The following is a 25,319-nucleotide window of genomic DNA, read 5'->3' as shown; positions in this document are numbered from 1 at the left end:
CTTCGGATGTTCGTGCCGAACGAGGGAGAGGGGGTTGGGGGTGAGGGAGTCCGGATCATCGGCGGGGGCGCCGACGCTACGGGTTAGACCGCGGGCGCTACGGGGGTGACCAGATCGACGGCGGCTTCCTTATCCGTCCGAGATTGCAGCATCTGAAGTAGCTGCAGCCCCATGAGGCCGTTCATCGTCCCTTCGGAACCGTCTCCGCCGCCGTTGACAATCAGGTCGGGGATGATCTTGATCTTGCCGCGGCCGATCTCTTCGGTGATCTTGAAGCGGGTGAAGTTATCGCCACCCATCGCCCGCACCTGAAGCTCGTACGCTTCGGCGGTCGATTTACCGATCGCCATGATCTTCTCGGCTTCCGCGATACCAGTCTTGGAGATCCGCTCGGAGTCGGCGCCCGCCTTCATCTTGGTGAACTCCGCTTCCGCGGCGCCGCGCGCTTTCGTCGCTTCGGCTTCGGCGTTCGCCCGGATCTTGGTCGCTTCCGACTCGGCACTGACCTGCAGCCGCAGGCTAGCGGCATCGCCTTCCGCTTTCTTCACCGCCGAGTCGGCGGTGCGCTGGGCGATTTCGACGTTTTGCTGCGCCTTTACGATCTCCCGCTGCATGTCGGCGATGGCGGTTTCCTTCTCCAACGTCTGCCGCTTCTCCTGTGCCATGCGTTGGTTCTCGTAGGTCTTCTCCTCTTCCTGAGCGATCTTTCGATCGGTCAGGGTCTTCATTAGCGCGTCGGGCGGGACGATGTCGCCGATCAGGGTGTCGACGGCGTTGACGTTGTACTCCTCCAGTACCTCGCGGATATGATCCTTAGCGGAGGCTTGGCGCTCCTTACGGGTGCTGAGGAAGCTGATGACGTCGCTATCCTGCGCGCTGTTTCGGAAGTAGTTGCCGATCGTCGGCTCCAACACTTGTGAAACGAGGTTGTTCATGCTGCCGAAGCGCGCGATTACCTTGGGAGCCTCGGTGGCGGGGACGTGGATGATCTGCGACACGTCGAGGTTGAACGGGAAGCCGTCCTTGCTTCGCACGGTGATGGTGCAGAGATTGCGGTCCAGATTGTGCGACTCGGTCCGCGCATTCGCCCAGTTCAAGACGAGGTTCGTCGTTGGGACGAGCTCGACCTTCATGGTGTACTTGTTGATTGGATACTTACCAGGACCGAGCGGCTCCATCCAAACACCTCGGTATCCCTTCTCCACGATGTTTCCGTGCTTGAAGGTTTCGCCGGTGACGTCTTTGCCGTCGTCTCCCACATAAGAGATCACGACCCCCACATGCCCGATCGGCACCTCAGTCATTGGGACCTCTTCGATTTGAATTGCCCAGGTGTTGATGAAGTAGCTTCCAGCGAGAATTACCTGCGGCTGCAGGCCCCGGCATCCGCCGAAGTTGAGAAAGCCGTCGAAGTCCTGAAAGTTATTGTGCGCTTCCACGTGTTCGCCGGCGATCTGGCCGCGTCGAATCGGCTGGCCGTCCAGCGCGGTGACGATGCCGAGCATGTTCTCCTTGATCACCGTAATCGGCGCCTGTGTTACCGTGAAGGCGAGGGTGTTGATCCGGTAGGTGCCGGAGGTAAGGATATGGGTCTGCCTTCCCTTTTGCCCGCCTCGATCGAGGAACGAGATGGTGTCCTGGAAGTTGTCGCAGTCGACCTTACGGGCGAGGATGTTTCCGGTGGGGAGCTCGTGGCCATCGTTGGCGAGGACGAGTCCGACCTTTCCTTCCGGAATGACGGTGAACGGCTGCATGGTTACCGTGAACTGCCACGGCCACATCATCCAGTAGATTCCAGGCGCCAGCGAACGGGCTTGGATACCCGCTTCGCCTCGAGTGGCGAGTATGCGGCCGTCGGGAAGTGATTTGTTCGCGCCGAGAAGTACGAACTTCTTCACCACGATACCGATTCGGTCCTCGGGAACAATGACCATTCCCAGCAGCAATCGGAGGATCGGCTTGAAAAGAACGATAAAGAAGAGGGGGATGAGAACCCACCAAAAGCGAAGGAACTCCGGCGAAATATTTGTTTGTGCTAATAACATGTTTGGTACCGCAAGGCGATCACGCCCTTCGTTCGGCACTGAACAAAAGACGGTCCGAAGCGGCTCCGTCGACCGCTATTTACAGTTAAGTGCTCACGTGGGTTGCGAGTCTCTGTACCGGTTCAATCCGGGATAGACTGCTCTCGTGGTTGAGTACCGGGCGATACGGCATGGGGAATGGGACCAGGCGATGGCGCTTTGGACGGGCGTCTTCGGGGTAGGTGGCTGGTTGTTTCAAACCCTTAGCGACAGCACGGCCGGGCGATCACTGGAACACACTCGGGTGGCGGTGGAGGACGGCCGAATCGTCTCCGCCGTCGACGTCTTTATTCGAGACTTACGGGATGCCTCGGGCCAGCCGGTGCGAGTCGGCGGGATCGGGAGCGTGGCGACTTACGACGATGCGCGTCGTCACGGCCATAGCGGGCGATTACTCGAGCAGGCGATCGAATTGATGGAGCGGGAGGGATGCGCCTGGTCGTTCTTGTTCACCGGAACCCACCATCACTATGAGCGTTACGGGTGGGCGCGAACGCCGCTTACCATGCGCCAGGGGAAGGTCCGGACCGAGTTCCCCGTTCGAGACGAGGAGTACCGTGTTGCCCTACTCACCAGCGATACCTGGCCTCTCGAGGCGATGGCTCAGATTTACGAGGTCTTCAACGCAACCCGCCCACTGAGCCACGTCAGGAATAAGACTTGCTGGGATATCGCAACCCGAACCCGCTTAGAGCAGTCGGAGCGGAAGACGCTGGGGGCTTGGTCGGGTGGCGAGCTCGTCGCCTATCTCTCGGCGACGCTCGGCCAAAACGAGGGTTCGGTCGACGAAGCGTGCGCGCTACCTGGACATTCCGGGGCGTTGACGAACCTATTTGTGGCAGCGGCGGAGCATGCCAAGAGCCGCGGATATTCTACGATGAGCTTCCTTCTTCCGAGTGAGCCAGGGATCGACGGTGCGATGAGCCAGGTCTGCGAGGGGTTCGAAGAACACCAACGAGGGCATACGATGTCCCGTCCGATTCGAGGCGGCTTCACGATGGAGCAAGTCAAGGAGCTCTTCGCCGCTCCCGGTCGGCAGCATTACGAGCTGGATAACTTTTAGGGTCGGTCTCCCTCCGGAGCGCCATTGTTCGAACGTGGCACTGGCTTCCAGCCAGTGGGTCCCAAGGGCATCCTGCCCTTGGCTAATGTCACGACCAGGATGGTCGTGATACGCATGGGCTGGAAGCCCATGCCACAACGAGGCTAGCTCAGAACGCGGTCTAGGAACGGGTTTCGGAACTTTCCTTCGGGGTCGTGGGTGGTGAGCAGGGCTCGAAAATCCGGCAGGCGTTCGAAGAGAGGTTGGAACTGCGCCGGGGGCATCATGAAGAGCTTGCCCCAGTGCGGGCGAGCTTGGAAGGGGGCCAACCTGGCTTCGATAATCGGCAACAGGCGCTGGACGGCCGCCCAGTTTTTCTTCCACGTGAAGTGGATAGCGATGCAGCGTTGCCGATAGAACGGGCTCATCCAAAGCTCGTCGGCGGCGATCGTTCGGACCTCGGAAATGTGGAGGAGGGGGGCGATCTGGTCGGCCAACTCGGCGATCGCCCGGAGAGCCGGGACCGCGTTGGGAAACGGGATTAGGTATTCGGCCTGAAGCTCTTCCCCGCTGCCGGGGGTGAACTCCATTCGGAAGTGAGGAAGCCGCTCATGCCAAGGTCCGGCGATCCCCATCTGGTCGGTGCAGTTCGCGGGGGAAAAGCCGGGAAGCGGATTGCGAGCGCTCGTCGCGGCAGCAGCTCCGTAGAATTCAGACCGTGGTTCGGAAGGGGTGCGGCGCTTGACCCAAACTTGGTCGATCTTCTGGCCGCTCCAGCTTGTGAAGAAGCTGACGCTGTACGCGCTGGAAACGATCTCTTCGAAATTTGCCGTCGCCTGCTCAAACGGCAGCTCTTCGTAAACGTCTTGGGCGAGCTCGAACGTCGGGGCGAGCTTCAAAGTAAGCGACGTGACCACGCCCAGGCCGCCGAGACCCACGGCTGCTCCATCGAGCTGGCGCCCCGTAAAGTTAACCAGCGAGCCATCGGCGACGACGACATCCATGCTGACCACGGCGGTCGAAAGGCAGCCGTTGTCTACACCGGAGCCGTGGGTGGCGGTGGCGCAGGCGCCCGCGACGGAGATGTGTGGGAGAGAGGCGAGGTTGGGAAGGGAAAACCCTTCCCGGTGCAGCTCACCGCAGAGCTGGCCGTAAGCGGTGCCGCCTTGCACGGTGACGGTTTGCTTTTCGCGGTCGATGGCGAGCACTTGGTGCAGGTGCTCCATCGACACGAGGTCCTCGGGCGTGTCCGCGATGTCGTTGAACGAGTGGCGGCTGCCGAGCGCCCGTACCTTCCGGCTTCCGCGGACGATCTCCTGGATCTGTTCGACGGAAGTCGGACGGTGGATACGCGCCGCACTATATTCGAAATTTGCCGCCCAGTTTTTCATTTCGCTCGTGGCACTGGCTTCAAGCCAGTGGGTCCCAAGGGCATCTTGCCCTTGGCCCGTTCACATGACCAGGATGGTCGTGATACGCACTGGCAAGATGCCAGTGCCACGTTTGGTTACTTCTTCGGCGGGTCGAAGGTGGTTGCGGAGACCTTCGGATCGAGACGGGCGGAGCGGAATTGCTGAACGATCTCGCCTTCGGGGGAATGGATCTTGACGGTCATCGGGAACGGCACGCCCTCAACCTTTCGGTAGTCGGAGTAGTCGTTGATCCGGACGATGGTTCCGAGAATGGTCGGATAGTAGAAGGCGGCTCGGCCCAGGAGACCGGTCTGCTTGTCGAAGTAAAGGGAAATCCTCGTTTTATCCGGCTGGAAGCCGGTCACGACCAGGTTATCGCGGCCATCGAGCTTCGCGGTTCCGCCGGTAAGGTTCTGCAGCTTCGGCAGCGAATCCGGGCCGGTGAAAACCTGGCGCTGGTTTACGAACTGGACGGCGTACTGCAAGGGCACCGGCTGGATGCCGTAGGGCATGCTGAACCAGGCCATGGAGCCGTTGAATCCTTCGGGCTTGTCGCCCTTCTTCTCGTGGTTCACGAACCGATACTTGTCACCGGCGTAGATCGCCTCGACGCGGGTCTTTTCACCCTTCAGCGTGGTGGTTCCTTCCAATCGAACGCCCGCGCGAACCTTGGCGGCATCGCCTCCTACCGCTTTGCCGTACGCCTGCAACACCTGGGCGGGGGCGACGGAATCGCTGCGGCGAGCCCGAACTTCCAGCCCCTCGATGGGCGGTACTGGGGTCGGGTGGGTTTTGCCGCCGTGGCATGTGGCGCAGGTGATCACGTTTCGTCCGCCGAAGTGCTTCGCGTTAATGTCACGCTGCATCGCGATCATCTCGCGCGCCGTCTTTTTCTCTTCCTTAGCATCGCTGGCTCGGTCGTCGGTATGGCAGTAGTCGCACTCGACCTTCAGCGATCCCGACATGAACTCCATCGCGGGCATGACGTCGGCCGCCTTTTCACCCTTGAAGGAAACGATGTTCTTGAACTGCTGTTCCGCCAACGGTTCCTGGCGCGGAGCACCGATTGCGGTGCCGAAGACGAGACATGAGAGCCCGAGAAACACGTACGTACGGCGCATGAGCGAATCTTAGCAGGAAGAAGACCCGCATTGGAATCAGTAGCGTCGGCGTCCTCGCCGATGATCCCCCGTAACTTCGGCCTTAACGCGAAGCGTTCTAGCCGAAGGTTGGTTCGTACCTGCGCGAGCATGTTTCGTCTACTGACTAACCTTGCGGATTGACAGCGGCTGTCCGCAGGTACGAGCCAACCTGCGGGTACACATCCTTCGGATGTAGGGGCTCAATCACAAGGGCAAGACAGGAACAGGAGAAGGTCAAGCACAGGTCCGCAATGATGTGGGTTGATAAAACTCGCGGGGAGTAAATCGATGTATCGAGCGACGAGGAGTCTGGCGGGCGTGTTTATCGCGATCACGGCGGGCGGATTGATGGCGGGATGTGGATCGGCAGGGTCTAGCGGGATATCGGATAAGCCCGAAGGCCGGCCTCAAGCCGTCGTTCCACCCGGTCCAGCGAAAGCCGCCCGCCGGGATATCGTCGCTTACGAAACGTTCGACGGGAAGCTTTACGTTCCGCCGGCATCCGAAGCGGTCGTTCACCCACCGTATAACGCGCCTCTCGAGCAGGTGTATGTCACGGTTGGGAAAAAGGTCGGCAAGGGCGAAGTGATTATGAAGCTGTCGATCCCGGAGGCGGACGCGAGCCTCTCGGATGCCACCGCAACGGAGCAGCAGGCCGAATCCGCCTACTCGAATGCGCGAAATACGCTCAACGACTCGCTTCGTGCGGCGCAGAGGCAACTCGACGTGGCGAGAAAGGCGGAGCGCGACGCCCGCGCGAATACGGCGCCGGGCGGAGATGCGACCGCATTGCAGCAAGCGGAAGAGAATCGGCGCGCGGCGGAAGCCGCGGTCCAGCAAGCCCAGGCCGAATACCAACAGAACATCCAGACCTACAAGGACCAGCTTGGCAACGCTCGTTCGGGCCGACGGTCGGCTAAGGCGAGTGCTCGGCAGACGGAGATCACTTCGCCGATACGCGGAACCGTCGTCGCTTTGCACGCCGCCTCCGGGCAAGTGGTCGGAAACGATAAAAACGAAGTCTTGGCCGAGATCGTCAACCTGAAAGATTTGAAAGTGCTCGCCGATCTTAAACCGGAGCAGTTTGGCCGCTTGAAAGAGAACAGCCCGGTGGTGATCCGCTTCGCGGACTTTCCGGACAAGCCGTTCGACGGCTGGGTGGTGAGCCTTCGAACGCTGCCCCAAACGGCAGGGGGCGGAGTCAAGCACCAAGCGCTCGTCGGCTTCCGAAACGACGACGGCCTCGTGAAGCCGGGCGCGGTCGTCCAATCGCTCGGTATCGAAACCGGCCGCGCCACCAACGTGGTGGCGGTGCCGGTCGGAGCCGTCGACAAAGACAGTCAGGATCGACCGGTGGTGATGGTGCTCGAAGGAAAGGACTGGACGCCCCACGTGGTGGAGGTCGGCGCCAGCGATGGAACCTACGTCGAGATCAAGTCCGGCGTGAAGGAAGGGGACACGGTTCGGGTTACGGCCGGAACGAAGAGCTAACTTCCAAACGACTCACGGTGGATGCGGGCGATCTCGGAGAGGGGGACCTTTGGGTTTCGATGGTAGTCGACGAGTCCGTTGATCTCTTGCTCAACGTCGGTTAGCTGGGTGTAACAGAAACCGGACACGAACGGGAGCGAGCCGATCGCTCGCATGATGTCCTCGTACTTAGTGAGAAGATCCTCGGGTGAGCGAGACGAGCCGTAAGCCCCGTAGAGGTGGTCAAGCTTCTCTGGGTCGACGTCCGGCGGGATGCTTAGGAACCCGCCGACTTCGCTGAGGATGACGGGTTGGCCACGATATTTTGCCCCCTTGGCGAAATACTCTCGCGGGTGCCGACCCCACCCTTTAGTGATCATCGGCCCTCCGTCGAGGGTCTCTTTGTATCGGGCGATCAGCTCGCCTCCCGTCGCGGTGTAGTCGTGGATAGCGAAGATATCGCCGACGTCCGAATGCTCCCAGCCGTCGTTGTCGATGATCGGACGGGTGCCGTCGAGGCGGCGGGTGAGGGCGACCAGCCGTTCGACGAAGGCGAATTGTCCAGGATGGTCGGTGTCAAGCGCGGGCACCCCCCAGCTTTCGTTAAGCGGGACCCAGGCGATGACGCACGGGTGGCTCATATCGCGACGAACCGCCCGCTCCCACTCGAAGATGAACATCTCCTCCGCCGCCGGCGACCATGCGCGGGCGTTCGGCATCTCCGACCACACAAGGAGGCCGAGTTTGTCACACCAGTAGAGCCAGCGCGGATCCTCGACTTTCTGGTGCTTCCGAGCACCATTGAATCCCATCTCTTTGGTGATCTCGACATCTCGTCGGAGGGCTTCGTCGGAGGGAGCGGTCATGCCGGATTCGGGCCAATATCCCTGATCCAGCACCATCTTAAGATAGACCGGCTCGCCGTTCAAGAAGATCTTGCGCTCACGAACCTCGATGCTTCGCAAACCGGCGTAGGTTCGAACGGTATCGAGAACGTCGCCGTTTGACTTGAGCTCTAAGGTTATGTCGTAGAGATTCGGCGATTCCGGGCTCCAGAGCTTCGCATCCTTCAAAGGAAGTCGCGCGTTGACCAAGCCGTTGATTGCTTTCGCCTCGCATGTAGCGACCTCGGTCGACCCGTCGAACACTCGCACGCCGATCCGAAGATCGATCGCGGGAGCATGCAGCATGATCCTGAGGTTGAGCGCGCTCTCGGAGTGAGTCGCTTCCGTTTCACAGGTCACCACCACGTCTTCAATGCGGAGCGACGGAACCGGCTCTAGCCACACGGTCTGCCAAATTCCGGTCGTGCAATAGTAATCGCAGGAGCGGCTGACCGCATTAACGGCTTGCTTGCCCCGGGGTTGGTAGGGACTTTGCGGATCGTCGACTCGCACATAGACGCGGTTGACGCCGGCCTTGACGTAGGGCGCGATGTTTAACGAAAACGGAACATGACCGCCCGTGTTATGACCGACCTCTTTTCCGTTTACCCACACGGTGCACTGGTAATCGACGGCTCCAAAGTGGAGCAGAAGGTCCGAATCTTCTCCAATCCACTCCGCGGGGACCTCGAAGTCTCGCGTGTACCAGACCACCTCTTCTACGGCCCGATCTCCCAATCCGGACATTGCCCACTGGTAAGCAAACGGAACGGTAATCCGCCCTCGGAATTCCCTGCCTTCGAAGTACCGTTCCGTGAGCCCCTGCCGCACCGGGTCGGTGCCGAACTCCCACTCCCCGTTCAAACAAAGCCACTCTTCACGAACAAGACGCGGGCGGGGGTATTCGGGTCGGGGCAATGTCATGCCCTAGGCTTACCCCAACGGCAGCCCCCAAAGTCCGGAGCCCCCTCCTCGTCGATGCATTGTGCGATGAGGAGGGGGTTGGGGGTGGAGAATTCCGGACGTGGCACTGGCTTCCAGCCAGTGGGTCCCAGGGGCATCCTGCCCCTGGCCTCATTCCCACGACCAGGAGGGTCGTGATACACACGGGCTAGAAGCCCGTGCCACGCTCAGCTCGCTTGCCTGATCTCGTCCTCGGTCATGAGGATGGGGTGGGCGGAGCCCTCTAGGATTCCTCGGGGGAGGATGACTCGGCGGATGTCGAGCGAGCTTGGGACTTCGTACATGACGTCGAGGACGATCTGCTCGACGATGGCGCGAAGGGCGCGGGCGCCGGTCTTGCGCTTCAGCGCCTCGCGGGCGATTTCGCGGGCGGCGGCGGGGTCGACGATGAACTCGACGCCGTCCATTTCAAACAGCTTGGCGTACTGCTTGAGGACCGCGTTGCGCGGCTCGGTGAGAATGCTGGTCAGCGCTTCTTCGTCGAGCGGATCGAGGGTTGCGATGACGGGCAGACGGCCGATGAACTCCGGAATGAGGCCGAAGTGAAGCAGGTCCTCGGGCATGAGGTGGCGAATGATATCGCTCTTCCGCTCGCTTCGTGACTCGGGCGAGGCGCGGAACCCCATGACATTCTCTTTCATCCGGCGGCGGATCATCTCCTCGATCCCCTCGAATGCGCCGGCGCAGATGAACAGGATGTTGGTGGTGTCGATCTGCAGATATTCCTGCTGCGGGTGCTTGCGGCCACCTTGGGGCGGCACGTTGGCAAGGGTGCCCTCAAGAATTTTGAGGAGCGCTTGCTGCACCCCTTCCCCGCTAACGTCCCGTGTGATGGAGGGGTTGTCCCCTTTGCGGGCGATCTTGTCGATTTCGTCGACGTAGATTATTCCTCGCTCGCAGAGCTGTTTGGGGTTGCGGGAATCGAGCTGTTCGGCCGACTGGTAAAGCTTGAGGAGGATGTTCTCGACATCCTCACCGACGTAGCCCGCCTCGGTCAATGCGGTGGCGTCGGCGATGGCGAACGGAACGTTGAGCATCCGTGCCAGGGTTTGGGCGAGCAGCGTCTTTCCGCAGCCGGTTGGGCCGACCATCAGGATGTTGCTCTTCTGCAGCTCCACCCCATCCGGCGGCTCGTGAATCCGTTTGTAGTGGTTGTAAACCGCCACTCCGAGCGCTCGCTTTGAGGCTCGCTGGCCGACCACGTACTGGTCGAGAAATTCGACGATTTCCCTCGGCTTCGGAACGTAGCGGAGGGTTCCCCGCATCGCGGCCGCTGCCGAGGGACGGACGACCGAGGGTCCGGAATAGCTGGAGCCTCCGCTGACTTTATCCGGCTCGTTCGCCAGGATGTCGTTGCAGAGGTCGATGCAATCCGAACAGACCGCGCCATGAAGGCCGACGATGAGCTTTTTTACTTGCTCCTTCGTCTTGCCGCAGAGGCAGCATTGGTCTCGTCGTTCGGTCGTCCTCATCGGCATTAACTATCGTGCGGCGCTTTCCAGCACTTTGTCAACAATGCCGTAGTCGACGGCTTCTTCCGCCGACATGAAGTAGTCGCGGTCGCAGTCTTTTCGCACTTTCTCGGGGTCTTTGCCGCTGTGGTGGCCAAGGATTCCCATGAGGATATCCATGTAACGGTTGATCTCCGCGGCCTGTACGTTGATATCGGCGGTGGTTCCTTGGAACCCGGCCGAGACCTGGTGAATCATGACCCGCGCGTGCTTGAGGCAGTAACGCTTCTTCGCGGCTCCGCCCGCCAACAGGACGGCGCCCATGGAAGCCGCCTGTCCGATGCAGATGGTGGCCACGTCGGGCTTGATGATCTGCATGGCGTCGTAGATCGCGAGGCCGGCACTTACCGAGCCGCCGGGTGAATTGATGTAGAAGTCGATATCCTTATCCGGATCCTCTTTTTCCAGGAAGAGGAGCTGCGCGACGATAAGGTTCGCGACGTAATCGTCGACGGGCGTACCCAAGAACACGATGCGGTCCTTTAGAAGCCTTGACCAGAGGTCGTAGCTGCGCTCGCCTCGCGCCGTCTGTTCGATCACATAAGGGATCCCCATTTAAATGTTTGCCTCCTCGGCTGATCTGGTCACCGTCCGGCTCGAGCGCTCTCGCCTTACGGTTTCGGTCAGCTTACTCATTTCTACGGCGCGGGGTTCCAAGGTAGCGCAACGGGGCGGAAGGGTGTTACGGTGTTGGGCCGGCGGGATTGACGCCCGTGCGACCCAAACGTGTCATCCGCCCAGCGATCATGTAAAGCCTCATGCCAATTCCGCAACACCAGCGAAGCGGAACGCCTCAACACCCCAACACCCTCCCCGTGAGCCATACTGTGGATTCGACGGCAACGGCGCCGGTTGAGAGAACACAGCTTCCCTATGAAGAAAGTTGGAATATTGACCAGCGGGGGCGACTGCGCGGGTCTTAACGCCGTCATCGCCGCCATCGTCCGAGCGGGCTACCCGCTGGGATACGAGTTCATCGGATTCGAGCGCGGTTGGGAAGGGCTTCTCAGCCCACCTTGCTACCGGGAGTTGAAGCTGCAGGATATCCGCGGCATCAGCCACCTCGGCGGAACGATTCTGAAGACGACGAACAAGGGCCGGTTCGGCGCGAAAGACGTCGACGGCGTGAAGCGGATTCCGATGGAAGTCTTGGAAGACGCCAAACGAAACGCCGATGCCCTCGGGCTTTCCGGCCTGATCGTGATCGGCGGGGACGGGTCCTTGAGCGGGGCGCTTCAACTGTGTGAGTTAGGGCTTCCAATCGTGGGAGTTCCGAAGACGATCGACAACGATCTTTCGGGCACCGACCGCACTTTCGGTTTTTCGACCGCCGTGCAGGTGGTCGTCGATTCGCTCGACCGAATCCACTCCACCGCAACGAGCCACGACCGCGTGATGTTCGTGGAGACGATGGGACGCCATGCAGGCTGGATCGCCCTCCGGGCGGGAGTTGCGGGCGGGGCGCATGCGATTCTTTTGCCGGAGTTCCCGTTCATGGTCGAGGACCTCGTCGACTTCCTGCGGCTGCGCCGGAAGCACACCGGCTCTACCGTCGTGATGGTCGCCGAAGGGGCGAAGCTGCACGACAACTACGTAGGCAGGGCAAACCTATCGGGCGAGGTCCACTTGGGCGGAGTGACCACTCAGTTGATGGACGAAATCGAAGCGCTTTCCCCCGGCGAATTCGAGATGCGGGTGACCGTGCTCGGCCACATTCAGCGTGGTGGTACCCCGAATGCACCGGACCGGACTCTGGCAAAAGCGTACGGCGTCCACGCGATTCACGCCTTCGACAAGGGGCATTACGGGCACATGGTCCGCTACAACTGCGGCCAGATGGACATCGTCCCGATCTCCGAGGCATGCGGAAGCATGAAGATTGTCACCACCGACGCGCTCGACTATCAAACCGCCATCGAGCTCGGCGTCTTCATCCACCGCCCCACCACCGTCGTCGTCGCCGACGAGGATTGAGACACATTTACTATTGACGATTGTCGATTGACAATTCGGCCGGTCTTCCCAATTGTCAATCGACAATCGTCAGTCGACATTTAACGCTCAAGCCACGGTGGCCTACAATGACCCCATGCTCTGCATGCTTGCCGCGCTGGCAGTTGTGCCGCTTCAGTATCGGTGGTTTTACGTCCAGACCAATCTGTTTCGAGAGGAGGAGGTGGGGCATATTGAAGCGCTTCTTCAGCGGGCGGCGAAGGTGGGCTACAACGGGATGGTCATTACCGACACGAAGATCGAGTCGCTCGATCCGTATCCCGACTTCTATCGCAAGCGGGTGCAGACGATCAAGGACGAGGCCAAACGGCTTCACATCGAGGTAATCCCGGTGGCGCTAAGCGTCGGCTACGCCGATGCGATGCTGGCGCACAATCCGAACCTCGTGGAGGCGGCGCCGGTGAAGGACGCGCCGTTCGTGGTCCATGGAGGGGTATTGCAGATCGCCACGGACCCTGACGTCCGATTCGACAACGGCGACTTCGAAACGGCGCAGGGCGATAAGTTCTCCGGCTTCGCGTTCCAAGACGGAATCGGAATCGGCACGTTCGCCGATCACCAGACCGTCCATGGCGGCAAGACCTCCCTCCGCATCGAGAACCCCGGAGCGTTGAAAGAGACCAGCGGGAATTGCCGAATTATGCGGCGGGTCAAGGTGCGTCCATGGCGGCACTACAACCTTTCCGCGTGGGTAAAAACGCAAGATTTCGCCAGCGCCTCGTCGGTGCGCGTGATGGCGCTCAACAAAGATGGGAAGGCGATGAGCTTTCACGACGTCTCGGTCACGCCGACCGCTGACTGGAAGCGGGTAGACGTCACGTTCGACACCCGCGAGAACGAAGAGGCGTTGCTCTACCTAGGCGTCTGGGGTGGAACCACGGGCAAGATGTGGTTCGACGACGCGAAGCTCGAGGAGCTGGGTTTGACGAACGTGGTCCGCCGCCCCGGCTGTCCGGTTAAGGTGGTTACGGCCTCGGGCCGTGTGCTTCGAGAGGGTGAAGACTACGAGCCGATCGCCGACCCAAAGTCCGGAACCATCCCTTGGAAAGGGGAGTTCGAAATCACTCACCCGTCTCCACCCATCGTGCTTACGAAGTCGTCGCCGCTTCGCGAGGGAGACCGGGTAAAGGTGAGCTGGTTCCACGCGGTGATGACCGAGACCGGGAAAACCGCCATCTGCCTGAGCGAGCCAGAGACGCGGAAACTAGAGGAAGCGGAGCTCCGCCGAGTCGCCGAGCTGTTCGGCCCGGAGCGGATCTTCTACGCGCACGACGAGATCCGGGTGATGAACCTCTGCGACGCCTGCACCCGCCGCGGCATCTCTCCCGGAAAGATCCTTAACGACGATATCCTGTTCGCCAACTCCGTTTCGAAGTCCCTCGCCCCGAAGTGTGAGCGATACATCTGGTCCGACATGATCGACCCGTATCACAACGCGGTGCCGAACTACTACGCCGTAAACGGCGACCTCACCGGTTCGTGGGAAGGTTTGCCGAAAGATCTCATCGTGGTGAACTGGAACTCCGGCCAGGCGGAAAAGAGCCTCCCATTCTTCGACAAACTCGGCCACCGCCAAATCCTCGCCGGCTACTACGATGGTCCAGTCGGCGCAATCAAAGGTTGGCTGGCAAAGGGCCGAGGCCTCGGAATTGTCGGCGTTATGTACACCACCTGGGTCGGCAAATACGACGACCTAGAAGCGTTCGCCAAAGCCGCCTGGTAACTCTCCGGAGCCCGGAGCCCCCTCTCCCTCCTTCGGATGTATGTGCCGAACGAGGGAGAGGGGGCTACGGAATCAGGCTTCGGCCTTTTTCTTGGAGGCTTTGGCCGGCTTCGCCTCGGCGACCGGCTCCGCTTCGGGCTCTGCCTGCGCGGCGGGGTCGACTTCGGTTATCTCGGCATTGGCTTCGAGGAAGTCGCTGACCTTGCGGGAGATGGTGCGGAATTGGAGCTCGTCGAGGGCGTTGTTCTCGCGAAGCATGTTGAACATTTGCTCGGCTTCGACGCCATACTCGCCAGCCATCGCGTAGAGCTCGCGGTTCAACTCTTCGTTCGAGAGCTGCATCCCTTCTTTGGTGAAGACCTCGCGAATGAGCAGCGCGCGCTCGATGTGCATCTTCGCCTTGCTCTTCCACGCATCGTACAACGCCTCCACGGTCATGCCGTTCTCGGCGGCGTACTGCTCCATCGACTTGCCGGCTTTCTGCTGTTCCTGCGCAGTCTCTTGCATTCGCTGGGCGGCGAGGGCTTCCCACATGTTGTCGCTGACGTGCACCGTACTTCGCTCGTGCAGCTTTTCAAGTAGCTGCTCCGTCGACATGTCGCGGACCATCTGCTGCTTCGCGGAAGCGAGCGCTTCACGGATTCGGTTGCGCAGATCTTGGACGTTCTCCGTTTGCAGGCTCTGCGCGAATGCGTCGTCTACGTCCGGCAGCTTGACGCCGCTCAGCGAATTGAGGGTGAGCTGGACTTTGAGCGTCTTACCGGCCCAATCCTTTTCCTGGAAGTTCTCCGGGAAGCTCAGCTCGAGGTTCTTCATCTCCTCGACCTTCATTCCCTCCATCGCCTCGTTCAACGCGGGGAACATCTGGCCGGCGATCGTCATGAAGTTTCGACCTTCACCCTCTTCGCCCTCAGCTTTGATGTTCACGACGGCAGCGTCGCCGGTCTCCACGCCGCGGTCGGTGACCGTCTCGCGGGTCTGCTTGCGCTTGCGGAAATCCTCGATCTGCTGATCGAGCTCTTCGTCCGTGACGTCGATGCGGGTCTTCTCGAGGGGCAGTCCCTTGTAGTCGCCAAGCTCGACCTGCGGAGGAAGCGGCACTTTGGCGCTGTACTCCGCTTCCGGCTTGTCGCGATCGAGCTTGATCAGCTCGACGGTCGGGCGGACGGTGGTGTCAGGGTGCACTTCCTCTTGGTCGAGCGCCTTCTTGAACGAATCGCGGACGATGATATCGGTCGCCGTTTCGTACAGTTCGTCCCTCGAAATCAATCCCTCGATCATCGATTTCGGCGCATGCCCCGGGCGGAAGCCCGGGAGCTTAATCTTTTTGGCGATCTGCTTGAGCGCCTTGTCAAAACCGACTTTCACCTGCTCGGCGTCGCATACGACGGTTAACTTGATCGTGCAGGGGTTGAGCTCTTCTCTTGTGACTTCCATGGCAACTGGCGCACCGGACGCGCGACTCGGAAGTTTACCCCCCGGCGGTCTGGGCAGGCAGCCGCATCCGGTGACTTGGGTTCTCCACCCCGCTATGCTCGAAGCCAAGGCGGTCGTAGAACGGGCCGGCATCGGAAGTGTAAAGCACCAATTCTTGGAAGGTTTCCCCCGCCTTGGCGATCACGGCTTGGACCAGCTTCGATCCGAAGCCACTTCCCCTTTCAGTGGGCAAAACATAAACCCTCCGGACGCGTCCCATCGTATTGGACATTGCAGTAAGCCCCCAACCCCGACCAAGCGATTATTGCGATAGGCGCCGAATAGCGCCTCACCCGGCTTGTCGAAACGGTTGATCCCAGTCTGCCATTCGTCCACAAGGCGCTGGACGAAGCGATAGCCTTCGGAAAGGCTGGCTTCGACCAGGGGCTGAATCGCTTCCGAGTCTAGCGACCAGATCGGTCGGATTTCTATCATGGACCGAGGTTATTTACCGAGAACGTCTTCGATCGCATCGGCGATCTCGGGACAGTGGAAACGGAAGCCGAGGCGAAGCGCCTCAGTGGGCACGGCGCGGACGCCGTTCAGGATGAGGTCGGCATCGGGACCGAGGAAGCGGCCGACGAGCTTGACTCCGAAAGCCGGGGCGGGAAGGCCAAACGGTACGTTGAGCTGCTTACGCACCTCCCTCATGAGCTCGGCGTTCGAAACGGGCGACGGGGACGCGGCGTTCACGATCTCCGGCGGGTTCGGAATGTCGAGCAGCCACGCGATCATGCCGACTAGATCGTCTAGGTGAATCCAGGAGACCATCTGTTCTCCGCTTCCGGCGTGGCCGCCGAGACCAAGCCGGGCGAGGCGCGCCAAGGCAGGAAGCGCTCCCTGGTGACCGACGACCATGGAGATCCGGAGCCTCGTCCGGGCGGTCTTTGAGACCTCGCAACGAGTTACCGCCTCCTCCCAAGCGATGCAGGTTTCAGCGAGAAAGCCGCGGCCAGCGTCCGATCTCTCGTCCATCGGCTCCCGCCCCCGGTCGCCGTAGTACCCTACCGCGCTGGCGTTGATCCACCGCTCGGGCGGGCGGGCCGCCTGCATGATCGCGTGGCAGATCGCCTGCGTTCCGTCGACTCGAGAGCGCATGATTCTGGCCCTTGCCTCACTGCTCCAGCGCTGGCTGACGGTTTCGCCGGCAAGATTGATCACCGCATATGCGCCGTCCAATTCTTTAGCCCATTCTTCGACGGTATGGCCGTCCCACTGCACCACGCGAGCCCCGGCCGGGGCGACGTGGTGGCGAGAGAGGACTACGACCTCTTCGCCGGTCGTATGCAGAGCGGTGACGAGGCGTTCCCCGATAAATCCGGTTCCCCCGGCGATGACGATTCGACGACCCGGCATAGCAGCTTTATAGCGGATTTATCAGCCACGGCCAATTTCTTGCCCGGAGATCGTATCGCTCGGATGGTCGAGGTGAAGCACGTGGCCTAGCTTTCGCAAAACGAGATACACGAGGCAGGCGCAAAAGACGCCCATGCAGGCGCCCCCCAAGACGTCGGTCGGCCAGTGAACCCCGCGATAGACGCGGCTAATGCCGACGAGCAACGCCCATCCGAACGCCGACCGGCCAATCCATCGGTAACGAGAGCCCCAGGTCATCAGCAGCAGCATCGTGGCAACCGCGAAGGAGGTCGTGGTGTGCCCGCTCGGATAGCTATTGGCCAACCACGCCTCTTGCGGAACCGAGATGGCGAGATTGCTTGGCCGGTCGCGCTCGAAAAACTGTTTGAAGAGTTGGGCGCCGAGGAGTCCGGAGACGAGGATGGTAACGAGCAGCGGTAGCACGTAATACTTCGTCTCGCGCCCTTTCAGAAAGAGAAGGGAGAGGAGAAATTGCACCTGGCCCAAGCCGGACATGCTCAGCACCCAGAAGAACGGATCCAGGAACGCCGAATGCAGCCCAAGATGGATCGCTCGGAAGGCGTCCATATCGAATTGCTGCAGCGACGTCACGATACGAGGTTACTCGCTTGGCTTATCCACCTTGGGCGGCGTTTGGTGAATGATGACGACGATCCGGCGGCGAGCCGCCCCAATCTTCTTACCCGCGGTCACGCTTAGCTGTTTGTCGGCCAAAGGAGCCTTCGCCGCCGGAGGAGTTCCGGGGGCGAAACCACCACCGCCGACCCCTCCCCGCCCCGCCCCGCCCGTGGGGACCGCATCGGCCGTCCGTTGTTTCTCAGCGGAAGACTTGCTGGCGGCGCTGAAGTCACGCACTGGCGTTTTAGTACTCTCCGCAAGCAGGTGGATCGCCTTCACCGCTTCGTCGGCCCGCTCTTCCAGGACATCGAATACGATCGTGCGATCGCCAGGCGATTTGGCGTCACGGAATCCAAAACCGCCTCCGCCGCCTCCCCTGGCGCCGCCGCCCCCGGCGCCGCCCCCAAAGGCATTGCCTCCCGAGATATTGCCTTTAGGTTTCGGTCGTTCGCTTGGCGGCCCCGATGACCCCTCCAGATTATTCTGGGACGAATTCGCGTCGAGCTTCGACGATTCCTTTCGCGCGAAGTCGAAACGTGCGGCGTACGGCGCCATCACGGTCCTGAGCTGAGCCTCCGCGTCGGAAACAGAAACGGCCTCGATGACGATCGGAGCAGTTTCGGCGGCGGGTCGCCTTTCTCTAAAGTTGAGCGCCAGCGCATCGGTTGCCGGCCTTGCGTAAGCCGATTTTGTGCGATTCTGCCCGTTCGACAGGAGCACCGGAGGCGAATTCGCCATGTTCGCGTTCGAATTACTTTCACGGGTCGACCCGGTAGATATCCCGCCCAGGGTTACCGTACCCGTGGCGCTGGATCGATCTAAGCCCGCCCCTGTTTTCTGGGTTCGACCGGCATGCGAAGGCGGTGTAAACCGCTTGGGCTTGGCCTCCGGGGGAACCACCGGCGACGCAAAGCCCCCCTTTAACTGAGCCTGTTCACTCTTGAACTCACCTTTGCCGGTCGAAGCATGGACCTCGACCTTCTCCTGACTGCTGGGAGCCGACTTCGCCATATCCGAAGCCGCCGCTCCGGCTAAAACCGAGATGGGCGAATCGACGGTTGCCGGAGATTTGCGAAAGGCGGCGGCATCGTTCATCTGGTTCGGGCGCAGGAAAACCGCCAGCAGGATGGCCGCCGCACCAAGGCCGAGCGGCAGGGCGAGCCAGCCGAATTTAGGCCGCTCCTTTCGGGAGAGGGCTCGGAGAGTCTGGTCCAAGCCTACGACCCGGTACTCGGGAGCCGTGGATCGGACCGCTAGCGAGATCGACTGAAGTTCGCTCAGCTCGCGCGCTAGCTCGGGGTCGCGCTGAACCGCCTCGCTCATCTCAGCCATCCGAATCGGCGGTAATTCACCGTCGAGATACGCCTTCAGATCGTCGCGGAAGTTCATCGAACTTCCTCCGCCGCGGGAAACATCGTCTTTCGCAGGTTCATAAATGCGTGATGCAGCCTCGACTTGACGGTACCGACCGGGACGCCGAGGATCCCCGCCACTTCTTCGTACGTCAATCCGTCGAGCTCGTGAAGCATCACCACCTCTCGGTGCTCGGTCGAAAGGCGAGCCATCGCCTGCCGGAGAACCTCCCGGTCGACGAGGGCATCCTCGTGAACGCCGATCGCGGGCTGGGCGGGATCCATTTCGAGGAGCATGGGCTCAGTACGGCCTCGGCGCGAATCTCGCCGGCACTCGTTATGCGCGATTCCGAAGAGCCAAGTCGATAGGCTCGACTCTCCGCGAAACTTATGCAGCACCTTCTGAGCGGTCACGAATGTCTCCTGAGCAACGTCGGCGGCTCGGTCTACCCCGACTCGGCGCGCGCAAAACCGGAACACCGCCTCGTAGTGTTCCCGGGCGATGGCCGCCATGTCCAAGGCTCCCGGCCTCGGCTTCACGTTCGGCACAACCTGCATACGCGCTTTCGTAGGGTGAGTGTCCGCATACGATGAAAAGGTTCAACCATGATGACGGACGAACCGGGTTCGAGGTGCGGCGATATGGTCCCGAAGATCATTCGCAACGATTGCGGGTCACGTCTTTGAGCCGTACTCCGACCGACTCCAGAGCTTGCCGGGTGTCGGGGATCCAAGCTCGAAGCCGCGCGATCTCCAAAACGATTCCGTGCGGCTTACAGCCGCGTCGTCGACGACGATGGAGACCGAACGATCGATGCCCAGATTGCACGATTGCAGGTATTGGCCGAGCGTCATGCTTCCCGCGGACCCCTCAACATCCTTAAGCCATTTAGAATAACCAGGACCGTCGATCCTTCGTGGCCAACGACCGCGAGGGGTAGGGGGAGGCGGCCCAAAAGAGAGGCCGAGGTGAGAACGACGATGACCGACGCGGCGAAGTAAAGGTTTGCCCGCACCGTAGCGTTGGTCGAACGACCGAGTCGAATGAGCAGCGGAATGCGGTCTAGCCGGTCGTGCATTAGCACGACATCCGCCGATTGGAGGGCCACGTCGCTGCCAAGACCACCCATGGCAACGCCGATAGTGGAGATCGCCAAGCTTGGGGCGTCGTTTACCCCGTCCCCCACCATCAATGTTCGATGACCGGAAGCAATGAGATCGCGAATCGCCGCGGTTTTGTCATCCGGCAAGAGTCCGGCTCGAAATTCGCAGATTCCAACCTCGGAGGCAACCGCCTCCGCCGTTTCCCGGCTGTCGCCGGTCAGCATAAGGATCTGCTTCACTCCCAAGCTGCGGAGACCCTCGAGCGTATCTTGGACACCCTCTCGCGGGGTATCGCGCATGCCCAGGGCGGCATACCGGTCGCCAACTTGAAGAATAGCGACGGTCATCCCCCGGCCCTGCAGTTCGGCGACATGGGTGACCACAGAGGGATCGAGGTTCGGAAAGAACCTTTGCTGGCCGACCTTGACGTGCACGCCGTCCACGTCGCATTCCACTCCCGACCCAGGTACCACCGCGGCATTTGAGGGGTCCTGTAGTTCGAGGCCCAAGCTGCCCGCCGCTTCAACGATGGCGCCGGCCAGCGGGTGCGTACTCGCTTTTTCCGCGCACGCGGCGAGGCGCAGCATATGAGCGGCGGCAGGCGAAGGCTCCCCTCCCCCGTGCCAGCAGGCGCTCTCATCGCGGCACCCTTCTGGTCCGCCCGAACAAACGCAAATCTCGACGAGTCGCGGTTTTCCTTCCGTCAGAGTCCCGGTCTTATCGAGGATTACCGTGTCTATCGTGCCGGCCAGCTCGATGAATTCTCCACCCCGCACGAGCATGCCGTGCCGAGCCGCGAAGGTCAGAGCACTCAAGGTGGTCGCCGGGGTGGAGATGACCAGCGCGCACGGGCTAAGGGCAACCAGGAGAGTCAATGATTCTCGGAGCGATACCGGCCATGACTCTCCGATAATCGACCGAACGACGAGCGAAAGCGCGAACGCTCCCAATACGAAGAAGGTGTAGCGTTGGCCAAACCAGGTGGATATTCGCTCGCCACTTGCCTTGTTCTCCTGGGCTTCCTGGACGAGGCCGACGATTTTATCGAGCGTGGTGTCTCCGAGTTCCGCCGAAACGACGACCACCAGCATCCCTTCGAGGTTCTGGGTACCTGCCAAGACCCGATCTTGAACGGCCTTCGACACGGGTATCGACTCGCCGGTCATCGCGCTCTGGTCGACGGCGCTCTGCCCCTCGGCGACAACTCCGTCGGCCGGAATACTTTGGAACGGCAGCACCCGAACCCGATCGCCCACTCGCAGGGTCGCTACGGGCACTCGTTCGTCTCCCGCTGGTCGTATTAGGATCGCCTCGTCCGGACGGAGTCGAACCAGCGCCTCGATGGCCGACTTGGTACGAGCCATCGCCAGTTCTTCCAGTGCGCTCGATAGCGAGAAGAGAAAGAGAAGAATCCCTGCCTCGACGGGCTGACCGACGACGATCGCGCCGCCGGCGGCGAGCACCATCAGCAGGTTGACGTCTACCTCGCGCTCTCGAAGAGACTCCCAAGCGGAAGCGATGGCAAAGTAGGACCCCGCCGCGACGGCGACATAGGCGCACCAGCCGTATCCGGGAATCAGGCATAGAAGCAGAGCCAAACCGCATAAGGCGGTCAGCGCTCCATGCACACTGCGTAGGAAAGCAAGCATCAAATAATCCGAGCCCTTCTCGTCCGCCGACCGGCGGACGAGAAGGGCGCCGACGCCGCTTCTACCTCTCCGCGGACGTGAGGTCGGGCTCGGTGCGCAGCTCCGGAGCCGCGGGAGGCGAGGAGCGGAAGCGGCCCACCAGACGGGCGATTCCTTCCGACATATCGTCGAAGATCGTGTAGGAACACGGGATGACGACGAGGGTGAGAAGGGTGGAGAGGGTGATACCGCCGATGATGACGATACCGATCGTCTCCCGGAACTCCGAGCCTCGCCCGATGGCGAGGGCGATCGGACTGATGCCGATGACGAGTGCCGTCGTCGTCATCGCGATCGGGCGAAGCCGGATCGGACCCGCTTCGACGATCGCGTCGTGGCGATTCCGGCCGCGGGCGCGAAGCGTGTTCGTGTAGTCCACGAGCAGAATCGCGTTCTTACCGACGAGACCGATGAGCGTAATGAGGCCGATGAAGCCGACCAAGTTCAGCGACTTATCGCTAAGGACGAGGGCGAGGATCGCTCCCGTCAACGCCTGCGGCTGGGCAAGCTGAACGATGAACGGATACAAGAGGTTGTCGTACAGCGACGCCAACAGCATGTAAACGAGCAAGAGTCCGAGGCCGAACGCTCCGAAGATGAATCCGGATTCTCGCGCCTGGGCGTCGGCTTGGCCGAGCGGCTTCACGGTGACCCCTTCAGGTACCAGCTTTTCCGTCTTCATCCAGGTATCGATCTGGGCGGAGATCGAACCGGCCGCAAAGCCGGGGAGAAGGTCGGCGGTGACCTGCACTTCCTGGTCTCGATCGCGCCGCGAGATCTTGTCGATCGAGGGCCGCTGAATGATGTTCGTCACGTTGGCCAGGTAAACGGGCGATCCTTGCTTGAAGGCGACCGGTACCTCGTTGACGATTCGCGGGTTGTTCTTGTCCTTGGGACTGAGCTGCACCCGGATCTTGTATTCGTTGCCGAGGACCCGGAAGCGGGCGGTTTCGTCCCCTTGGTACAGCGTCCGAACGGTGCTGCCGATATCCCCTACGGTCAGCCCGGTATCGGCGAGACGGGCGCGGTCGGGGATCGCCTGTAGCTCCGGCTTACCCGGTGTCGTGCTGACGTCGGGGTTGATGACGCCGCGGATCGCGCCGTCGAGAAGCTTCTGCTTGATGTTGTTCGCGGTCTTTACCAAGAGATCGCGGTCGTCCGACCGGAACGAGATCTGGATCGGACTACCGAAGCCTTGGCCATTGACGGTCGAGACTTTCAGCTCCGCTCCCGGAATCTTGCCGACGGCCTGCAAGAGGTCCGCGGCGACCGCGGTGTCCGAAATCCACCGAAGGCGCTCCGTCGGCTTCTTCCACGGGAGCTTGTCCAGTAGCGCGCCGCGATCGTAGAGCGTGGCGAGCACCTGGGCGTAGTTCGAGCCGGAGCTTCCGCCGCCGAAGGCGCCGACGCCCTGCGTACCGACGTTCGATAGAACGTACTTGACGTTCGGATTCGCCGAGACGACCTTCTCGACCCTCTCTACCACCTCTTGGGTGCGAGCAAGGCTCGCCTGGGGCGGCATCTTGATCGAGACGCCGACCTGGGCGTTGTCGGTGGTCGGAATGAACTCGAACTTGAACGGCGCCTCCTTCTTCCATGCGCCGAAGAATCCTCCAACGACCGCCGAGGCCGGGAAAAGGAGTCCGAAGAGCAATCCGTACAGGATGTACTTCGGCCGGAACCGCTTCTGCACGAGGTGAACGATGAAGACGATGATGCCGAGGAAGACCGCCATCTTCAGCATCGGCATCCCCACCGCGGCCGCCTCGAACGGCTTTCCGCCGAGTCCGGCGAAACCGCCGCCGATGAACATGAAGATGCAGACCAGGGCCGAGTTACCAAGGATGAACACGAACCAGCGGTGGTTCAGCGACCACTCGAGGACTCGTCCGTAGCCGCGCTCGAGCTTGCCGAATCCTTTCTCGAACCAGCGGGCGAACCAGCCGGTGGGATGCTCCATGTCTTCGCCCGCCCGATACCAGCGAGCCGCGAGCATCGGAGTGACGGTGAACGAGACGAACATCGACGCGAGAACCGCGAAGACGTAGGTTAGCGCCATCGGCTTAAAGAACTGGCCGACGATGCCACCCATGAAGGCGATCGGGAGGAAGACGACGACATCCGCCATGGTGATGGCGATGGCGGCCAAGCCGATTTCGCCTCGACCGTTGATCGCGGCGTCTCGCGGGTCCTCGCCCATCTTCAAGTGGCGATAAATGTTTTCCAGGACGACGATCGCGTCGTCGACGAGGACGCCGACGGCCAAGATCAACGCCAACATCGTCATGTTATTGATCGTAAATCCGGCCAAGGCGACCACCGCAAGGGCGGCGAAAATACAAACCGGGATCGCGATCGCGACGATCAGGGTCCCGCGGAAGTTGTGCAAGAAGACGAAGACGACGATCGAAACGAGCGCAACCCCGAACATCAAGGTGAAGTTCAGGTCGTCCAGCGAGTTCTGGATGAGCTTGCCCTGCTCGAAGGTCTTCGTGATCTGAAGGTCGGGATACTGCTTCTTGATCTGCTCGACGATTCCGTCGGCCCGGCTCGTAATCTCCACCGCGTTACCGTCGCGCGCCTTTTGAAGGGCGAGAACGACAGTGTCGCGCGAGTTCAACCGGGAATACGAAGTTCGCTCTTGGACCGTATCGGAGACGGTGGCGATATCCCGCATTCGCACGCTTCGCGTGGCGGCTTGTGGGTTCTTCGGATCTGAGATCGTAATGATCGAGTTGCGGATCTGGTCGGTCGATTTCCACTCGCCGGCAACGCGGATCGAGTACTCCTGCTCGCCGGTCACGAGGCGGCCGCCAGGAACGTTCAGAGTCGATGCGGAAACCTGTCGGGCGACGTCCGCGACGCCCACGCCGTAAGACAGCAGTTTGTCCTTGTCGAGCTGGATCTGAATTTCGCGGACGTCGCCGCCCTGGACTCCCGCGGAGGCGACGCCTGGAATCTGACCGAACTTATCCTTGAGGGTGTTATCCATCAAGTCTCGAAGCTGCTGGCTGTCCCGTTGGGTGCTGGTGAAGGCCAGGTACAGAACCGGCTGCGACGAGTTGTCGAATTTGGTGACGGTTGGCCGCTCGGCGTCGGTCGGAAGCTGGGAAATAACGCCGTCGACCCGGGTCCGAACGTCGTCCAGGGCAACGTTGATGTCGGCGCCTAGCTCGAAGTTGGCGACGACGATGGAGGCTCCCTCCTGCGACGTGCTCGCAACCTCGCGAAGGTTCGAGACGCCGGAGATGGCGTCCTCGAGCTTCTTCGAGATGAGGGTGCTCACCGTGTCGGGATCGGCGCCAGGGTACACGGTGGTGACCGTCACCGTCGGGAAGCTGACCTCCGGGTTCAGCTCGTGACGCATGCTCTTGTAAGCCATGGTCCCGAGGAGGACCGAGGCCAGCATGATCATCAAGATGAAGATCGGGCGGGTAATGGCGGTTCGAGTTAGATTCAT

General features: G+C 61.1%; 19 protein-coding genes. 4 read left to right on the top strand and 15 right to left on the bottom strand.

The genetic code is table 11. The features are described from left to right. Window positions 1-83 precede the first annotated feature (83 nt). The gene (locus OP10G_RS15785) at window positions 84-2,045 is read right to left on the bottom strand and encodes an SPFH domain-containing protein (RefSeq protein ID WP_025229473.1); all 1,962 of its coding nucleotides are present in this window, start codon (window positions 2,043-2,045) and stop codon (window positions 84-86) included. Between the two features lie 145 nt (window positions 2,046-2,190). On the opposite strand from OP10G_RS15785, the gene OP10G_RS15780 reads away from it, so the two are divergent. Then, window positions 2,191-3,147 carry a GNAT family N-acetyltransferase gene (locus OP10G_RS15780; RefSeq protein ID WP_144241187.1) on the top strand — a complete coding sequence of 319 codons (957 nt, stop codon included), beginning with the start codon at window positions 2,191-2,193 and terminating at the stop codon, window positions 3,145-3,147. A gap of 143 nt (window positions 3,148-3,290) precedes the next feature. On the opposite strand, the gene OP10G_RS15775 is transcribed toward OP10G_RS15780, so the two are convergent. After that, the gene (locus OP10G_RS15775; RefSeq protein WP_025229475.1) at window positions 3,291-4,517 is read right to left on the bottom strand and encodes an FAD-binding protein; all 1,227 of its coding nucleotides are present in this window, start codon (window positions 4,515-4,517) and stop codon (window positions 3,291-3,293) included. A gap of 116 nt (window positions 4,518-4,633) precedes the next feature. Next, window positions 4,634-5,659, bottom strand: a complete 1,026-nt coding sequence (locus OP10G_RS15770) for a photosynthetic reaction center cytochrome c subunit family protein (protein ID WP_025229476.1) — start codon at window positions 5,657-5,659, stop codon at window positions 4,634-4,636. Window positions 5,660-5,998: 339 nt separating this feature from the next. On the opposite strand from OP10G_RS15770, the gene OP10G_RS15765 reads away from it, so the two are divergent. Beyond that, window positions 5,999-7,171: an efflux RND transporter periplasmic adaptor subunit gene (locus tag OP10G_RS15765; RefSeq protein WP_227624945.1), complete on the top strand. Its 1,173-nt coding sequence runs from the start codon at window positions 5,999-6,001 to the stop codon at window positions 7,169-7,171. On the opposite strand, the gene OP10G_RS15760 is transcribed toward OP10G_RS15765, so the two are convergent. The 3 genes from OP10G_RS15760 to OP10G_RS15750 form a co-directional block, all read right to left on the bottom strand. Beyond that, on the bottom strand, window positions 7,168-8,958 hold the full coding sequence (locus tag OP10G_RS15760) for a glycoside hydrolase family 2 protein (RefSeq protein ID WP_025229478.1): 1,791 nt from the start codon (window positions 8,956-8,958) through the stop codon (window positions 7,168-7,170). The two genes, OP10G_RS15765 and OP10G_RS15760, sit on opposite strands and share 4 nt — an antisense overlap. A gap of 206 nt (window positions 8,959-9,164) precedes the next feature. Then, window positions 9,165-10,469 (bottom strand): ATP-dependent Clp protease ATP-binding subunit ClpX, encoded by a 1,305-nt coding sequence (gene clpX, locus OP10G_RS15755; RefSeq protein WP_025229479.1) that lies wholly within the window; start codon window positions 10,467-10,469, stop codon window positions 9,165-9,167. Between the two features lie 9 nt (window positions 10,470-10,478). Next, entirely contained in the window at window positions 10,479-11,063 is a 585-nt protein-coding gene (locus OP10G_RS15750; protein WP_025229480.1) for an ATP-dependent Clp protease proteolytic subunit, read from the bottom strand. Between the two features lie 318 nt (window positions 11,064-11,381). Here OP10G_RS15750 and OP10G_RS15745 point away from each other — a divergent pair, with 318 nt between their 5' ends. After that, window positions 11,382-12,482, top strand: a complete 1,101-nt coding sequence (locus OP10G_RS15745) for a 6-phosphofructokinase (protein ID WP_025229481.1) — start codon at window positions 11,382-11,384, stop codon at window positions 12,480-12,482. Window positions 12,483-12,597: 115 nt separating this feature from the next. Next, on the top strand, window positions 12,598-14,244 hold the full coding sequence (locus OP10G_RS15740; RefSeq protein ID WP_025229482.1) for a hypothetical protein: 1,647 nt from the start codon (window positions 12,598-12,600) through the stop codon (window positions 14,242-14,244). Window positions 14,245-14,316: 72 nt separating this feature from the next. Here the strand turns inward: OP10G_RS15740 and tig are convergent, their stop codons facing one another. From tig to OP10G_RS15695, 9 genes are all read right to left on the bottom strand, one after another. Further along, window positions 14,317-15,681 (bottom strand): trigger factor, encoded by a 1,365-nt coding sequence (tig, locus tag OP10G_RS15735; protein ID WP_025229483.1) that lies wholly within the window; start codon window positions 15,679-15,681, stop codon window positions 14,317-14,319. Between the two features lie 34 nt (window positions 15,682-15,715). Next, window positions 15,716-15,940, bottom strand: coding sequence for a GNAT family N-acetyltransferase (locus OP10G_RS25915; RefSeq protein ID WP_265101629.1), 225 nt, complete (start codon window positions 15,938-15,940; stop codon window positions 15,716-15,718). Next, window positions 15,862-16,155, bottom strand: coding sequence for a hypothetical protein (locus OP10G_RS27125; RefSeq protein ID WP_052547789.1), 294 nt, complete (start codon window positions 16,153-16,155; stop codon window positions 15,862-15,864). Before OP10G_RS27125 ends, OP10G_RS25915 begins: the two co-directional genes overlap by 79 nt. A gap of 9 nt (window positions 16,156-16,164) precedes the next feature. After that, window positions 16,165-17,076, bottom strand: coding sequence for a TIGR01777 family oxidoreductase (locus OP10G_RS15725; RefSeq protein WP_025229484.1), 912 nt, complete (start codon window positions 17,074-17,076; stop codon window positions 16,165-16,167). A gap of 21 nt (window positions 17,077-17,097) precedes the next feature. Further along, a complete protein-coding gene (locus OP10G_RS24815; protein ID WP_025229485.1) occupies window positions 17,098-17,688 on the bottom strand; it encodes a phosphatase PAP2 family protein in 591 nt (196 codons plus the stop codon). 9 nt (window positions 17,689-17,697) lie between these two features. Further along, window positions 17,698-19,104 carry an anti-sigma factor family protein gene (locus OP10G_RS15715; RefSeq protein WP_025229486.1) on the bottom strand — a complete coding sequence of 469 codons (1,407 nt, stop codon included), beginning with the start codon at window positions 19,102-19,104 and terminating at the stop codon, window positions 17,698-17,700. Further along, entirely contained in the window at window positions 19,101-19,625 is a 525-nt protein-coding gene (locus OP10G_RS15710; RefSeq protein WP_025229487.1) for an RNA polymerase sigma factor, read from the bottom strand. Before OP10G_RS15710 ends, OP10G_RS15715 begins: the two co-directional genes overlap by 4 nt. A gap of 293 nt (window positions 19,626-19,918) precedes the next feature. Further along, window positions 19,919-21,820: a heavy metal translocating P-type ATPase gene (locus tag OP10G_RS15700; RefSeq protein ID WP_084179392.1), complete on the bottom strand. Its 1,902-nt coding sequence runs from the start codon at window positions 21,818-21,820 to the stop codon at window positions 19,919-19,921. Between the two features lie 61 nt (window positions 21,821-21,881). After that, entirely contained in the window at window positions 21,882-25,319 is a 3,438-nt protein-coding gene (locus OP10G_RS15695) for an efflux RND transporter permease subunit (RefSeq protein WP_025229490.1), read from the bottom strand.

The sequence above is a fragment of the Fimbriimonas ginsengisoli Gsoil 348 genome (assembly GCF_000724625.1).
Classification (GTDB): domain Bacteria; phylum Armatimonadota; class Fimbriimonadia; order Fimbriimonadales; family Fimbriimonadaceae; genus Fimbriimonas; species Fimbriimonas ginsengisoli.
The sequence above is the reverse complement of the archived record's forward strand: the minus strand, read 5'-3'. Positions and strand labels throughout refer to the sequence as shown.